This is a genomic window from Streptomyces sp. NPDC048637, assembly GCF_040650675.1.
Classification (GTDB): domain Bacteria; phylum Actinomycetota; class Actinomycetes; order Streptomycetales; family Streptomycetaceae; genus Streptomyces.
In genome coordinates, this window is sequence record NZ_JBEZHQ010000025.1 from 127,954 (window position 1) to 141,372 (window position 13,419).

A 13,419-nucleotide genomic window follows, 5' to 3' on the forward strand; every position below is an offset into this window, starting at 1 on the left:
CTCGCGATATGACCGACCCTCATGAGAAGCCACACGGTGCGGAACCCGCGGAATCCGGGACGAACGCGGCCGTCCTGGATGCGAAGGGGCTGCGTGCCCTGGCGCACCCGCTCCGCCTCCAGTTGGTCGGGCTGCTGCGGAAGCACGGCCCGTCGACTGCCACCCGGCTCGCCGAGCGGCTGGGCGTCAATTCGGGCACGGCCAGCTACCACCTGCGCCAGCTGGGTGCGGCGGGCTTCGTCGAGGAGGACGCGGAGTGCGGGAACGCACGGGAGCGTTGGTGGCGCCCGGTGCACCAGTCCACCTGGTTCAACGACCCGGACCTGGCCGAGCGGGAGCCCGAGGCCGCCCTGGCCTATCTGCAGTCCGTCGCGGCCACTTACACCCTGCGTACCCAGCGCACGCTCAACGAGCTCCAGACCATGCCCCGCGCCTGGCGGGACACCTTCGACATGAGCGACTGGCCGCTGCGGCTCACGCCCGCGGAAGCGGCGGCGCTGCAGGACGAACTGCGGGAAGTCGTCTCCCGGTACCGGCGGGACACGCCGGAGAAGGCGGCCGAGGCTCCCGAGGGCGCCGAGCGGGTCTCCGTGATCACGCACTTTCTGCCCGAGCCGGGGGAGCCCTCCGCGCCCGCAGGTCGTTCGGGGCCTGAGGGAGCGACAGGAGCGAAGACCTCGTGACGGGGGAAGTCCCGGGCGGCGACGGCATATCCGGCAGACGGGCCTTACGGCCGCTGGGCGGGTTACTCGCGGCGCTCGCGGTGTCGCTGACCGGCACCCGGATCTCGGCCGTCGCGCTGCCCTGGTTCGTGCTCGTCACCACCCACAGTGCCACCTGGACCGGGCTGGTGGCCTTCTGTGAGATGGCCCCCTATGCCGTGGTCAAGGCGCTCAGCGGTCCACTGGTGGACCGGTCCGGCCCGCGGGTCATCTCCTGGTCCACCGACCTGGTCAGCGCGGCCGCCGTCGGTGCCGTTCCGCTGCTGCACGCCCTGGACCTGCTTTCGCTGCCGCTGCTGCTGCCCCTGGTCGCGCTGATCGGCGCGGCGCGCGGCCCCGGTGACCTGGCCAAGCAGGTCATGGTCCCGGAGGCGGCCGAGCGCGGCCGGGTACCGCTGGAGCGGGCCACCGGCCTGTCCGGTGTGACCGAGCGGCTCGCGGCCACCCTCGGTCCCGCGGCCGGCGGCTCCCTGGTGGCGCTGCTGGGTCCGCTGACGGGACTCGCCGTCAACGCGGCCTGCTGCGCGCTGGGATCGGTGATCATCGCCCTGACACTGCCGCGCGGTATGGGGCGGGCGGCCGGGGAAGTACCGCTGCCCCCGGGCGAGTTGGAGCCGGGTTACTGGCGGCGGTTCGGCGCGGGCTGCGGATTCCTGCGCGGTGAGCCGCTGCTCCTCACCCTCATCGTCATGGTCGGGGTCACCAACCTGCTGGACGCGGCGTTCACCACGGTGCTCCTTCCTGTGTGGGCCGAAGAGTCAGGCAACGGTCCGGCCGTGATCGGCCTGAACAGCGCCGTGGGCGGAGCGGCCGCCGTCGCCGGGAGCCTGGTCGCCGCGGCCATGGGGCACCGAATGCGGCGCCGGGTGGTGTTCTTCGCCGGGTTCCTGCTCGCCGGGGCGCCGAAGTTCCTGGTCCTGGCATCCCCCGCGCCGCTGTGGGCGGTGTTCCTCGTGTTCGCCGCCGGGGGGTTCGGCGCGGGCTTCCTCAACCCGATCCTGGCGGCGCTCTCCTTCGAGCGGGTGCCCCGCCGGATGCTGGGGCGGGTCAATGCGCTGGGCAATGCGCTCGCCTGGGCCGGCATCCCGCTCGGCGGGCTGATCGCCGGCGCGGCGGTGACCTCCTTCGGACTGGTGCCGGTGCTGCTGCTCGGCGGGGCGGCGTACTTCCTCACCACGAACCTGGCCGGGCTGCGGCCGGAATGGCGTGAGATGGACCGGCTGCGCCGTCCAGGCGTCCGGGAACGGCACCCCGGAGCAGGTGACCGGGCGGCCGCCGGTGACCTCACCAAGTGACACCGCTACGGGCGGGAGGCCCCGGCCTCAGTTACCCCCCCCCGCCAGGAACTCCCCCAACACCGCCCCGAGTTCCGCCGGTGCATCCTCCTGGACCAGATGGCCCGCGTCCTCGATCAGCCGGAGACGGGAGCCGGGGATGCGGGCGGCCAGCTCGTGGCCCTTCGTGGCGGGGATCCAGGTGTCCCGGGTGCCCCAGCAGATCAGTGCCGGCAGGGTGAGCTCCCCGTAGCGTCCTTCGATCTCGTCCGTGAAGCGCTGGTCGTTCTGGGCGATCTGCCGGTAGAACGCCGGCTGTCCCTCGTCCGTGCACCACGGCTCGACCAGCCGGTCGAGGACGGCCGGGTGCAGGCCGGGGTGGCTCGCGGAGGACACGTACTCCCGCACCAGCGCTCGGTGGAGGCCCCGCGGCAGCTGTCCGAACACCTCGGGGTGCCCGCCCAGCAGCCGGTACGTGGGCGAGCCCCAGGGGGCCAGCGCCACCGGGTCGACGAGTGCCAGCCGGGTATAGCGCGCCCCGTGCAGCAGATGGGCCCGCAGGGCGACGCAGCCACCGAAGTCATGCGCGACCACGGCCGGCCGGGCCGTTTCCGTGGCCAGGCCCCAGTGCGCGAGCAGCTCGGTGAAGACACGGGCCTGGGCGCCGAGCGAGACGTCCTGTCCGGCCCGCTGCTCCGAGGCGCCGTAGCCCGGCATGTCCCAGACGAACACCCGGTGACGTGCGGCGAGGGCGCGGGCGACGCCCCGCCAGACGTACGACGAGAAGGGCGTCCCGTGCAGCAGGACCACCGCCGGCGCGTCCGCCTGCCCTTCACCGAGCACGGCCCACCGCACCTCGTCCCCCGACGCACTGCGGAAGGTCCGGTCCAGAAGCCACTGTGTCATGACCGTCAGGCTAGTGACTCCTTACTGGGGTGTCGAGGGGCCTGGCGTCGAGGAACCGGGCGTCGAGGGTCCTGGCCGGGCGGTGCCGCCCCTCCCCGCCCGCCGTCCCGTGGGCTGCCCGGGGAGACGGCCGGTGGGCTGCCCGGGGAGACGGCCCGTGGGCCGCCCGGCGAGACAGCCGGCGGCCCCCCCCTTCCCGCTGCCCGGCCACGGCGCTCCCGCGCGCTGCACATGCGCCCCCGGAGCCCACCGCGCCAGCTCGTAGAATCGTGCACACCATGGTTTACCTCGACCACGCCGCTACCACCCCGATGCTCCCGGAGGCGGTGCAGGCGATGACCGCCCAGCTGACCGTCACCGGCAATGCGTCCTCGCTGCACGCCGACGGCCGGCGGGCCCGGCGTACCGTCGAGGAGGCGCGCGAGTCCCTCGCCGTCTCGCTCGGCGCGCGCCCGAGCGAGATCGTCTTCACCGCGGGCGGCACCGAGGCCGACAACCTCGCGGTCAAGGGCCTGTACTGGGCGCGCCGGGCCGCCGACCCGGCCCGTACCCGCGTCCTCGCCAGCCCCGTCGAACACCACGCGGTCCTCGACGCCGTGGAGTGGCTCGCCGAGCACGAAGGCGCCCACGTCGAGTGGCTGCCGGTCGACAGCTACGGCCGGGTGCACGCCGAGGGGCTGCGCGCGGCCATCGCCCGCAACCCCGCCGATGTCGCGCTCGCCACGGTCATGTGGGCCAACAACGAGATCGGCACCATCCAGCCGGTGCGTGAACTGGCCAAGGCCGCCGCGGAGTTCGACATTCCGCTGCACGCCGACGCGGTGCAGGCCGTCGGCCAGCTGGAGGTCGACTTCGCCGACTCCGGGCTCGCCGCGATGACGGTCTCCGGCCACAAGATCGGCGGCCCGTACGGCATCGGCGCGCTGCTGCTGGGCCGCGAGTACGCCCCGGTGCCGGTGCTGCACGGCGGCGGCCAGGAACGGCACGTCCGCTCCGGCACCCTCGACACCCCGGCCATCGCCGCCTTCGCCGCCGCGGGCCGCCACGCCGTCGCCCACCGCGAGGACTTCGCCCGCGATATCGGCGCGCTCCGCGACGACCTGGTCAAGGCCGTCCGCGCCGCGGCCCCCGACGCGGTCCTCGGCGGCGACCCGGATCCCGCCGGCCGCCTCCCCGCCAACGCCCACTTCTCGTTCCCCGGCTGCGAGGGCGACTCCCTCCTGCTCCTCCTGGACGCCCAGGGCATCGCCTGCTCCACGGGCTCCGCCTGCACCGCCGGCGTCGCCCAGCCCAGCCATGTCCTGCTGGCCACCGGCATGTCCCCGGACCTCGCCCGCGGCACCCTGCGGTTCTCCCTGGGACACACCTCCACCGCGGAGGACGTGGCGGCACTGGCCGAGGCCATCGGCCCGGTCGTCGAGCGGGCCCGGAGCGCGGGCCTGAGCTGAGGGGGCCGGGCCGGGGGCTCGTGCCGGTGCTCCTAGTGCGGCCCCGGCGGCTTCCGTACGGGCTTGCGCAGCTCGGCCCGTACGAGCTGCAGATAGCGGTCCCAGTCCCAGTGCGGCCCCGGATCGGTGTGGTCCGCCCCCGGCACCTCCACATGCCCCACGAGGTGCTCCCGGTCGGCCGGGAAGCCGTACCGCCGGCAGATCCCTGCCGTCAGCCGCGCCGACGACGCGTACATGGCATCCGTGAACGACTCCGGCCGGTCCACGAACCCCTCGTGCTCGATCCCGATGCTCCGCTCGTTGAAGCCGCGGTTGCCCGCGTGGAACGCCACGTCCAGCTCGCGGATCAGCTGTGCGACATGCCCGTCCTTGCGGACGACGTAGTGCGCCCCGGCCTCGTGATCCGGGTCCTGGAAGACGTCCAGCGCGGTCGCATAGCTGCCCTGGACGACATGGATGACCACCCGGTCGATCCCGTAGTCCGCCGGCCGGTCCGCCCGCCGGTAGTTCCCCGGGGACGCCGCCACCCACTGCGCGCCCCGGTGGTCCACCGCGCCGGCCGTCCGCGGCTTGTCGTTCCCCGGCAGCCGCCACCACCAGTGCGCCAGCGCATCGCGCCCCGCGAACGCCGCGGCCCCGGCGGCCACCGCCCCACCACCCCCGATCCACAATGCCCGTCGCCGTGTGATTGCGGGCGCGGCCTCCTGGCCACCGCCCTTCTCCCCGTCCCTTTTCCCCATGCGCTGCACAACGCTTTCGGCCCTGCCGGTGGTTCCGTCTACTCTGGACGGGCTATGACTGATGACGCCCCCCGCCGCCTCCGCGTACTCGCTGCCATGTCCGGCGGCGTCGACTCCGCCGTTGCCGCCGCCCGTGCCGCCGAGGCCGGCCATGACGTGACCGGCGTGCATCTCGCGCTCTCCGAGAACCCGAAGTCGTTCCGCACCGGCGCCCGCGGCTGCTGCACGATCGAGGACTCCCACGACGCCCGCCGCGCCGCCGATGTCATCGGCATCCCCTTCTACGTCTGGGACCTCGCCGAACGCTTCCGTGAGGACGTCGTCGACGACTTCATCGCGGAGTACGAGGCCGGGCGCACCCCGAACCCCTGCCTGCGCTGCAACGAGAAGATCAAGTTCGCCGCGCTCCTGGACAAGGCCCTGGCGCTGGGCTTCGACGCCGTCTGCACCGGCCACTACGCCACGGTCGTGCTGCGCGAGGACGGCACCCGCGAGCTGCACCGCGCCTCCGACATGGCCAAGGACCAGTCGTACGTCCTCGGCGTTCTCGACGACCGCCAGCTCGCGCACGCCATGTTCCCGCTCGGCGACACCCTCACCACCAAGCCGGAGATCCGCGAAGAGGCCGCCCGCCGCGGTCTGTTCGTCGCCAAGAAGCCGGACAGCCACGACATCTGCTTCATCGCCGACGGCGACACCCAGGGCTTCCTGGCCAAGCGGCTCGGCACGGCCCCGGGCGACATCGTCGACGAGTCCGGCAACCGCCTCGGTACGCACGAGGGCGCGTACGGCTTCACCATCGGCCAGCGCAAGGGCCTGCGCATCGGCCACCCGGCCGCCGACGGCAAGCCGCGCTATGTCCTCGATATCTCCCCGGTCGACAACACCGTCACCGTCGGCCCCGTCGACGCCCTCGACGTCACGGCGCTGACCGCGATCCGCCCCCGCTGGTGCGGCCGCCCCCCGACGGCCGGCCCCGCGACGTACACGGCCCAGCTCCGCGCCCACGGCGGCGAGACCGAGGTCACGGCGGAACTGGTGGACGGCGGCGAGCTGCGTGTCTCCTTCACGGAGCCGGTACGGGGTGTGGCGCCCGGCCAGGCGATCGTGCTGTACGACGGCAGCCGGGTGGTCGGCTCGGCGACCATCGCCACTACGGAGCGACGGGCACGCGCGGGGGCGTAAGAGGCGGCCGGTCAGTAGGTGTAGAGCGCCGTGGTGTCCAGCGCGGCGTCGATCGGGGCTCCGATCGGCACCGGCTCACCGAATGCGGCCTCCAGCGACGCCTTGTAGCGCTCACCGCTCGGCAGCGAGTAGAGCAGGCACTTGCCCTCGATGGGATTCACGATCAGGTAGTACGGGATTCCGGCCTGGGCGTACTTCTTGACCTTCTTGTCGGTGTCGTTCTCGGGGTTGGATTCGGAGACGACCTCGCCGACGAGGATGACTTCGTCGGCGGGGAACTGCTTGAGCTGTGTGCCTCGGTAGGAAGAGTCCGCGACAGAGAAATCAGGCCGCAGCAGCGTCCTGCCGTGCCACCCGTCGTAGACCGTGTCGACTTCGGTCATGACGAACCACTTGGCCAGGAGCTGGGAAGCAATGGTGAGAACCATGTTCCCGTGAGCGCTGGTAACCACGGTGCTGAGGTAAACCTCTCCATCGATCATTTCGGCGTGGTAATCCGGGAACGCCGCGTCGAATTCCTCAAAACGCCGCATCTCTTCGGTCGTCACTGGGCTCTCCATCTGCGCCGTCATGGTGTGCCCTCCCCTCTCCTGCTGGCTCGTGTCAGCGTAGCTCTGCGTGTGCACTCCCGCACACAGTCGGCTTGTGGTCCGCTAGCGGGTTCAGGCGGCAGACACTGCACCTCTGTAGTCGCGACGATCGCGACTACAGAGCGACGGGTGCGGTTGGGGACATAGCCGAGGCCGGGGCTTACGCGGCGGGTTCCCAGGGGTTGACCACTGCGGCGCCGGTGCGCTCGAAATGCTTGGCGTTCCGGGTGGCCACGGTCCAGTCGTTGGCCAGGGCTGTTGCGGCGATCAGTGCGTCTGCCGGGTCGATGTTCGTCCCGGCGGCTTTGAGCTGGCGGTGCAGCTTGACGTACGCGATTGCCGCCGGCTCATCGATCACGGCGATACGATCTTGATACTCCCGGCGCATCTCCTCCAAGGCTTGGGCGTAGTGTGCGCGACGGCTGGGGACCTGCGCCGCCGCGACACCTGCCTCGATCTCGGCGATGGTGATGACGCTGATGCACATATTGCTGGCCGGGAGGGACTTCGCCCAGGCCACGACATCCGGTGACGGCTTGGGCCTGACGGAGATCTCGGAGATGACATTGGTGTCGAGGAGATAGATCACTTGCTGTCATCCTGCTCGTCGTAGGACCGCTCGCCGAATTCCAGTCCCTCGAATGGCGTCGTGAGCAGGAAGTCCAAGAACCCGTCGTTCCCCAGCTTGGCCCAGCGGGTGAGCATCGCGGGGAGTTCGTCGATGTCGGTCTCGGAGAGTTCGGCGTTGAAGTGATGCAGTTGGTCTTCGGGCAACGACTCCCGGATTTCGCGAATGGTGCGCAGCGGATGGGTGTCCTTGCGGGCGCTGGTGGAGTGCGGCTCGTCATGGGGCGGTGAAGACGTCATGGGCGACCCCTTCTCGGCGAGTGCGGAACTCATCTGTGTCCTTTCAGGCTACGGCCTTGAGTGGTGACGTGGTCGGACGATGGTCGGTGTATGGCCCGTTCAGGCGGCAGGTCGCGCTTCGGACGAGGCATGGCAGCCGCGGCATCGGCCCGGGCGGTCGGCGCGGAAGGCGCGATCGCAGTCGTCGCAGTTCTGGAGGGGGACGACGGGTGGGCGGTCAGGCTGTGGGGGCGGGCTCGTACGGGCCGGTGGGCGCAGGGCGGTCAGCCGATGGGCGAGCAGGCGCGCCGGGCGGCGGTTGATGCGGGCGGGGAGGCCACTGGTCAGGGCTGTGGTGACCTCCTGAGGGGCCACGCCACGGTTGAGCCAGTCCGTGACGGCCGGGGCCAGTGCGGTGATCTCGCGCTCGGAGAGGAGTAGACGGCGGTCGCGGTGGGGGAGCCGGGTGAGCAGGTCGACGGCTTCGGGGACGGGTTCCGGCGTCGGCTGCGAGGGCACGGTGGGCTCCGGCTCGCCGGTGGACCCGGGTTCCGGGGCGGAGCCGCCAGCGGGTTCCGCTGCCGCTCCCGGCAGGTCGTACGCGAACGTGCGGGTGACGATCCGGCCCTGCGGCCCGCGCTCGACGCGGCGCTCCAGCCAGCCTTCGTCCTCCAGCTCGCGTAATGCCCCGGCGATGGCGGTCTTGCCCTCGGCGAAGTGCGTGCAGAGCGCGTCGATGGTGACCGGAGCGCCATCGGGGAGGGACAGGATGTACGCCGCGACGCCGACCGTGACCGCGCTGCCGGCGCGCTGCGCAAGGCGGTTGGCGAGGACGGTGAAGTGGGAGGTCTGGCGCGTACGGATGTGAATGACGCCGCCGGAAACGCGCGAGGGCGCGGTGGAGGGCGCGTTAGAATGCGCTGAAGTCATCGGGAAGGGTTTCGCTTCCTTGTGATCAGGCCCTCGGACCGGGATTGCCGTCCCGCCGGGGGCCGTTCTGTGCGTTGAGGTTGTAGCGGTTGCAGCGGTTGTGGTGCCGCTGTCGCAGTGGAACTGCGGTGAGCGTAACCGCATTCCGGACGCCTTCGCGCCCAAGTCACCCGATGGGGTGATGAGTTGGGGAGTTGGGGCGGCGGTAGGTGGGTGGGGGTTCTCTGCCCGGGTTCTTTGGTTGGTCGGCCGGATCACCGGCGGACGGTGGGGCGGAACCTGGTGCCGCCCCACCGGTATCCGGTCAGCCGGCTTCCGGCGCGACCTGGGCGAATGCGAGGAAGGAAGCCCAGGTGGTGGGGGAGACCGCGAGGGAGGGCAGCGAGGTGTCCTTGGAGTCGCGGATGTGGACGGTGTGGGGGCAAGCGGCTATCTCGATGCAGGCTTCGCCTTCACCACCGCTGTAGCTGGACTTCCGCCAGGCGACGGCTACTTCGACGCAGGCTTCGCCCGTTCCGCCGCTGTAGCTGCTCTTGAACCAAGCCAGTTCGGTGTTCATGCCTCTCCTGTCAGCAGACGCTGAATGAGGGCTCGCGACGCCTCGGCGTCGAGGGCCTGTGATCGCAGTGTGCCGTACACGTGGCTCATCACGCTGACGTCATCAGCCTCGGTGAGGAAGTAGCTGCCCCGGTGACCCTCTACGTATCCGATCGTGTGGTGCTCCGGCGTCTCCAGCAGCGTCATTGGGCCATCCATGCCCGCATGGGTCTCGCGGGTGAGCGGCATGACCTGGAGCTGGAGATTGTGCAGCTCGGAGAGCTTGAGCAGGTTCCTCAACTGGCCTTCCCACACGGCCTGTCCGCCCATTTTCCGTCGGAGTACGGGCTCCTCCAGGACGAACGTCATCCGACAGGCGGGCTTGCGGGTCAGCAGGACCTGCGTCGCCAGACGGGCCTGCACGGATCGCTCGATCTCGTCGGCCTCCATGCTCGGCCGCACGGACCCGAACACCGCGTCCGCATACTCCTCCGTCTGTAACAACCCATGGAGAAAGTGCGTGCAGTAGGAATGCAGCGCCAACGCCTCCGCCTGCAACTTCACATACTCCTCGGCCCATGCCGGGTGATGCTTCTCCGCGACATCCGGGATCAGTACGCGCAGCACGCCGCGCGCGCCGAGCGCCGCGTCCACCGCGTCGACGTATCCGGGCTTCGGTGGCCGTTCGCCTCGCTCGACCATCGCGATCTGGGACTCGGAGTAGGGGATGAGCGCGGCCAGTTCACGGCGCGTCATGCCCCGTTGCTCGCGCAGGAACCGGGACTGTTTCCCGAAGATCTTGAGGCTGACAGGGGGTTCGTTGTTGTGGGGCATCGCACACCTCGCACAGTTGCCGCGTGGTAGCGCACAGTAGGCGCCGTTCTGTGGCCAGGCTAGATGCGCACGGCGAAGCTTGTCCCCATGATGAACGAACCGCCACGATCCGAACTTTCCGCATCCTCCGAACCGGCCAAGCCGTCCGAACCGGACGCGCCACGGATGCGGTTGCTGCCCTGGAGTACTCCGGACGACCGGCCCTGCTTCCTCATCACGGATGGTGACGGCGGCCCGGTGTCCGATCTCGCCGACAGCATCGAGGAGATGCAGCTCGGTATCGGCGAGGAACTGCTGCGGTACGCACGGGCGATGCACGCCGATCCGAAGGTGCCGGACCGCGAGTTCCGCTTCCTCTCGCGGCGGCTGGCCGAAGCGCTGGGCGATGCGCTGCGCGTGGCCCGCAACTGACAAATGTCACGGGGAAGCGAGGACAGTCGAAACTGTTGCAGCGCGCTGCCGTGCCCGAGGCTGCAGGTGTCGAAGGAAGACGCCGTGCACAGAGCAATCCGGGGGGCCGCCATGAACCAGATCCAGGGCGAGCGCGAGAGCAGCAGTGAGAGCAGCAGCGAGAGCGAGAGTCAGCGCCGGAAGCGGCATCAGAGCCGGGACGGGGGGCCCGAAGCCGTCGACGGGGCGGGCCCCCACCCCCTGGTGCAGAGCCTGACGCCGCTGGTCGTGGACGCGGGCATTCCGCTGGCCTCGTACTACCTCCTCAGCGCCGGCTTCGGGCTGAGCGATGTCGCCGCGCTGGGCTGGAGCAGTGTGGTGCCGGCGCTGCGTACGGTCTGGAGCCTGCTGCGGCGCACCGGAGTCAACGCCCTCGCGCTGCTGATCCTCGTCGTCAATGCCGTGGGCCTGGCCACCAGCGCGGTGACCGGTGATCCGCGGCTGATGCTCGCCAAGGACGGTGCGGTGAGCAGCGTCATCGGGATGGCGGTGCTCGTCTCCGTGTTTCTGGGGAAGCCCCTGATGACCGCCGGGCTCAAGCCGTTCGTCACGAAGGGGAGCGCGGCGGGTATCGCCGCCTGGGACCGTTTGATGGCGGGGTCCGCACCGTTCCGCAGGGCCGAGCGGAGGTTCTCGCTGATATGGGGGACCGCGCTGCTGGTCGAGTGCGTGGCCAAGGTGATCGGCGCGTACACGATCCCGGTGCACACGATGGTCTGGCTGGGGACCGTGCTGATGCTGGTGGCCATCCTGCTGGCGATGGTCGTCGCGGGGGGAAGCTGCGCGGACCCGATGGAGAAGATGGTCAAGGCCGAACAGGAACGGGACACCGACGGCTCCCGCGGCGAAGCGGAGGCGCTTCCCACAGTCGCCGTGTCGGCCACGGCGGAAGGGGGAAGGTGATCGCGATCGATGGGACTTACAGATTGCGAATTGCTCCCGATGTCTGCCATTTCCCGGTGCCCGCCTTCTCCATCGGGACGGAAATGACGATCCGCGTTCCTCGCTTCCGGGGCGAGTGAGACGCCTGAGGTGCGGAAAGACCGCTGGTCAACTGTGAGGTGCCGCACAGCGTGCGGTGTGGAGGGCGGGTGCCCGATAGGTGGTGCCGGTGCGTTGACCTGCGGGCATGGGGCGGGGGAGGGGTGTCCCGGAGGAGTCGGGCGATTGCGTACGGGAACGACGTGTCGTATATCCCACAGTCGATCGGCGGGGTGTCGCCAAATAGGGTCGGAAAGCGAAGGAACGCGGCGGCCGCCGGGCGAGAAGTGGTGACGATAAGGACTCGCAAGGAGTGGTAGGCCTTGTGAGGGCTCGTCAGGGTCCCGGACCGCAGGCGGCCTTTCCGCGGCCACGAAGGGAACGGAAGTCAATGTCGACTGTTCAATCTGAGGTCAAGCCCGGTATTCATACGGCCGGGCCGGCGGCAGCCCTGTACGCCGAGCTGGTCCGGCGGAATCCTGGGGAACCCGAGTTCCACCAGGCGGCGCTTGAGGTGCTGGAGACGCTGGCGCCCGTGCTGGCAGCCCGCCCGGAGTTCGCCGAGGCGAAGGTCCTGGAGCGGATCTGCGAGCCGGAACGGCAGATCATGTTCCGGGTCCCCTGGCAGGACGATTCCGGGGCGATTCACGTCAACCGCGGTTTCCGGGTGGAATTCAACAGCGCGCTCGGTCCGTACAAGGGCGGTTTGCGTTTCCACTCGTCCGTGAATCTGGGGATCGTCAAGTTCCTCGGCTTCGAACAAATCTTCAAGAATTCCCTTACCGGGCTGAGTATCGGCGGCGGCAAGGGCGGCAGCGATTTCGATCCGCACGGTAAGTCGGACGCCGAAGTCATGCGGTTCTGCCAGTCGTTCATGACGGAGCTGCATCGTCATCTCGGTGAGCACACGGACGTACCGGCCGGCGATATCGGCGTCGGCGGCCGGGAGATCGGCTTTCTCTTCGGCCAGTACCGGCGGATCACCAACCGCTGGGAGGCCGGTGTGCTCACCGGCAAGGGGCTGTCCTGGGGCGGCTCCAAGGCCCGTACGGAGGCCACCGGTTACGGCAATGTGCTCTTCACCGAGGAAATGCTCAAGCAGCGCGGCGAGGAGCTGGACGGGCAGCAGGTGGTGGTCTCCGGGTCCGGCAATGTCGCGATCTACACCATCGAGAAGGCGCAGGCGCTCGGCGCCAACGTGCTGACCTGCTCGGACTCCGGCGGCTATGTCGTCGACGAGAAGGGCATCGATCTGGATCTGCTGCGGCAGATCAAGGAGGTCGAGCGCGGCCGGATCAGCGAGTACGCCGTGCGGCGCGGGGTGTCGGCCACGTACGTGCCCGGTGGACGGGTGTGGGATGTCGCGTGCGATGTGGCGCTGCCGTCGGCGACCCAGAACGAGCTGGACGTGGACGCCGCCCGGATCCTGGTCCGCAACGGCGTCAAGGCGGTCTCCGAGGGCGCCAACATGCCGACCACGCCGGAGGCGGTGACGCTCCTCAAGTCGGCCGGTGTGGCCTTCGGCCCCGGTAAGGCCGCCAATGCGGGCGGGGTGGCGACCAGCGCGCTGGAGATGCGGCAGAACTCCGCGCGCGAGGCATGGGCCTTCGAGCGCACGGAGGGCGAGCTCGCGGCGATCATGCGCGGGATCCACCACCGCTGCTACGAGACCGCGGAGCGGTTCGGGCTGCCCGGCGACTATGTCGCGGGCGCCAACATCGCCGGCTTCGAGCGGGTGGCGGACGCGATGCTGGACCAGGGGTTGATCTAGCCCGAGGCCGTGGCCGAGGCCGTGGCCGAGCCCGAGCCCGAGCCCGAGCCCGAGCCCGTGGCCGTGGCCGTGGCCGAGCCTGAGGCCGAGCCCGAGGCCGAGCCTGAGGCCGTGGCTCCACTCGTTCTGCAGGGTGAGTACCTTGACCTTGTTGTCGATCGTGGTGGCGGGTTCGCTGCCGTTCTTCTTCCAGAACGCACACGGC

General features: G+C 70.2%; 16 protein-coding genes. 8 read left to right on the forward strand and 8 right to left on the reverse strand.

Annotated elements, in window-relative coordinates; genetic code table 11:
* Nucleotides 1-8: 8 nt before the first annotated feature.
* Together AB0C46_RS27350 and AB0C46_RS27355 are read left to right on the forward strand one after the other, a co-directional pair.
* Complete coding sequence (locus tag AB0C46_RS27350) at nucleotides 9-683, forward strand: winged helix-turn-helix domain-containing protein (protein ID WP_362830975.1); 675 nt, start codon at nucleotides 9-11, stop codon at nucleotides 681-683.
* Complete coding sequence (locus tag AB0C46_RS27355; RefSeq protein WP_362830976.1) at nucleotides 680-2,017, forward strand: MFS transporter; 1,338 nt, start codon at nucleotides 680-682, stop codon at nucleotides 2,015-2,017. The genes AB0C46_RS27350 and AB0C46_RS27355 overlap by 4 nt, the downstream gene beginning before the upstream one ends.
* A gap of 27 nt (nucleotides 2,018-2,044) precedes the next feature.
* Here AB0C46_RS27355 and AB0C46_RS27360 read toward each other — a convergent pair whose 3' ends face one another.
* On the reverse strand, nucleotides 2,045-2,902 hold the full coding sequence (locus tag AB0C46_RS27360) for an alpha/beta hydrolase (protein ID WP_362830977.1): 858 nt from the start codon (nucleotides 2,900-2,902) through the stop codon (nucleotides 2,045-2,047).
* A gap of 278 nt (nucleotides 2,903-3,180) precedes the next feature.
* Here AB0C46_RS27360 and AB0C46_RS27365 point away from each other — a divergent pair, with 278 nt between their 5' ends.
* A complete protein-coding gene (locus tag AB0C46_RS27365) occupies nucleotides 3,181-4,350 on the forward strand; it encodes a cysteine desulfurase family protein (RefSeq protein ID WP_362831003.1) in 1,170 nt (389 codons plus the stop codon).
* A gap of 32 nt (nucleotides 4,351-4,382) precedes the next feature.
* Here AB0C46_RS27365 and AB0C46_RS27370 read toward each other — a convergent pair whose 3' ends face one another.
* Nucleotides 4,383-5,090 carry an N-acetylmuramoyl-L-alanine amidase gene (locus tag AB0C46_RS27370; protein WP_362830978.1) on the reverse strand — a complete coding sequence of 236 codons (708 nt, stop codon included), beginning with the start codon at nucleotides 5,088-5,090 and terminating at the stop codon, nucleotides 4,383-4,385.
* 54 nt (nucleotides 5,091-5,144) lie between these two features.
* Here AB0C46_RS27370 and mnmA point away from each other — a divergent pair, with 54 nt between their 5' ends.
* Nucleotides 5,145-6,275 carry a tRNA 2-thiouridine(34) synthase MnmA gene (mnmA, locus tag AB0C46_RS27375; protein ID WP_362830979.1) on the forward strand — a complete coding sequence of 377 codons (1,131 nt, stop codon included), beginning with the start codon at nucleotides 5,145-5,147 and terminating at the stop codon, nucleotides 6,273-6,275.
* 11 nt (nucleotides 6,276-6,286) lie between these two features.
* Here the strand turns inward: mnmA and AB0C46_RS27380 are convergent, their stop codons facing one another.
* From AB0C46_RS27380 to AB0C46_RS27405, 6 genes are all read right to left on the reverse strand, one after another.
* Nucleotides 6,287-6,823 carry a Uma2 family endonuclease gene (locus AB0C46_RS27380; protein ID WP_362830980.1) on the reverse strand — a complete coding sequence of 179 codons (537 nt, stop codon included), beginning with the start codon at nucleotides 6,821-6,823 and terminating at the stop codon, nucleotides 6,287-6,289.
* A 202-nt stretch (nucleotides 6,824-7,025) separates the two neighbouring features.
* Nucleotides 7,026-7,454 (reverse strand): type II toxin-antitoxin system VapC family toxin, encoded by a 429-nt coding sequence (locus AB0C46_RS27385; protein ID WP_362830981.1) that lies wholly within the window; start codon nucleotides 7,452-7,454, stop codon nucleotides 7,026-7,028.
* Complete coding sequence (locus AB0C46_RS27390) at nucleotides 7,451-7,732, reverse strand: hypothetical protein (RefSeq protein WP_362830982.1); 282 nt, start codon at nucleotides 7,730-7,732, stop codon at nucleotides 7,451-7,453. The genes AB0C46_RS27385 and AB0C46_RS27390 overlap by 4 nt, the downstream gene beginning before the upstream one ends.
* A gap of 99 nt (nucleotides 7,733-7,831) precedes the next feature.
* Nucleotides 7,832-8,641, reverse strand: coding sequence for a hypothetical protein (locus tag AB0C46_RS27395; RefSeq protein WP_362830983.1), 810 nt, complete (start codon nucleotides 8,639-8,641; stop codon nucleotides 7,832-7,834).
* 304 nt (nucleotides 8,642-8,945) lie between these two features.
* Nucleotides 8,946-9,200: a DUF397 domain-containing protein gene (locus tag AB0C46_RS27400; RefSeq protein WP_362830984.1), complete on the reverse strand. Its 255-nt coding sequence runs from the start codon at nucleotides 9,198-9,200 to the stop codon at nucleotides 8,946-8,948.
* Complete coding sequence (locus tag AB0C46_RS27405) at nucleotides 9,197-10,012, reverse strand: helix-turn-helix transcriptional regulator (RefSeq protein WP_362830986.1); 816 nt, start codon at nucleotides 10,010-10,012, stop codon at nucleotides 9,197-9,199. Before AB0C46_RS27405 ends, AB0C46_RS27400 begins: the two co-directional genes overlap by 4 nt.
* A gap of 87 nt (nucleotides 10,013-10,099) precedes the next feature.
* On the opposite strand from AB0C46_RS27405, the gene AB0C46_RS27410 reads away from it, so the two are divergent.
* The 4 genes from AB0C46_RS27410 to AB0C46_RS27425 form a co-directional block, all read left to right on the forward strand.
* Nucleotides 10,100-10,423, forward strand: coding sequence for a hypothetical protein (locus AB0C46_RS27410; RefSeq protein ID WP_362830987.1), 324 nt, complete (start codon nucleotides 10,100-10,102; stop codon nucleotides 10,421-10,423).
* Between the two features lie 84 nt (nucleotides 10,424-10,507).
* Nucleotides 10,508-11,365, forward strand: coding sequence for a VC0807 family protein (locus AB0C46_RS27415; RefSeq protein ID WP_362830989.1), 858 nt, complete (start codon nucleotides 10,508-10,510; stop codon nucleotides 11,363-11,365).
* 469 nt (nucleotides 11,366-11,834) lie between these two features.
* Complete coding sequence (gene gdhA, locus AB0C46_RS27420; RefSeq protein WP_362830990.1) at nucleotides 11,835-13,214, forward strand: NADP-specific glutamate dehydrogenase; 1,380 nt, start codon at nucleotides 11,835-11,837, stop codon at nucleotides 13,212-13,214.
* 9 nt (nucleotides 13,215-13,223) lie between these two features.
* Nucleotides 13,224-13,419 (forward strand): hypothetical protein (locus AB0C46_RS27425; protein ID WP_362830992.1); only part of this gene is annotated, 196 nt, incomplete at its 3' end.

What these genes read in the sequence shown, in the direction of transcription:
- gdhA (WP_362830990.1), top strand. Translation starts at nt 11,835, where the DNA reads ATGTCGACTGTTCAATCTGAGGTCAAGCCCGGTATTCATACGGCCGGG.
- AB0C46_RS27360 (WP_362830977.1), bottom strand. Translation starts at nt 2,902, where the DNA reads ATGACACAGTGGCTTCTGGACCGGACCTTCCGCAGTGCGTCGGGGGAC.
- AB0C46_RS27350 (WP_362830975.1), top strand. Translation starts at nt 9, where the DNA reads ATGACCGACCCTCATGAGAAGCCACACGGTGCGGAACCCGCGGAATCC.
- AB0C46_RS27405 (WP_362830986.1), bottom strand. Translation starts at nt 10,012, where the DNA reads ATGCCCCACAACAACGAACCCCCTGTCAGCCTCAAGATCTTCGGGAAA.
- AB0C46_RS27390 (WP_362830982.1), bottom strand. Translation starts at nt 7,732, where the DNA reads ATGACGTCTTCACCGCCCCATGACGAGCCGCACTCCACCAGCGCCCGC.
- AB0C46_RS27395 (WP_362830983.1), bottom strand. Translation starts at nt 8,641, where the DNA reads ATGACTTCAGCGCATTCTAACGCGCCCTCCACCGCGCCCTCGCGCGTT.
- AB0C46_RS27370 (WP_362830978.1), bottom strand. Translation starts at nt 5,090, where the DNA reads ATGGGGAAAAGGGACGGGGAGAAGGGCGGTGGCCAGGAGGCCGCGCCC.
- AB0C46_RS27365 (WP_362831003.1), top strand. Translation starts at nt 3,181, where the DNA reads ATGGTTTACCTCGACCACGCCGCTACCACCCCGATGCTCCCGGAGGCG.
- mnmA (WP_362830979.1), top strand. Translation starts at nt 5,145, where the DNA reads ATGACTGATGACGCCCCCCGCCGCCTCCGCGTACTCGCTGCCATGTCC.
- AB0C46_RS27400 (WP_362830984.1), bottom strand. Translation starts at nt 9,200, where the DNA reads ATGAACACCGAACTGGCTTGGTTCAAGAGCAGCTACAGCGGCGGAACG.
- AB0C46_RS27410 (WP_362830987.1), top strand. Translation starts at nt 10,100, where the DNA reads ATGATGAACGAACCGCCACGATCCGAACTTTCCGCATCCTCCGAACCG.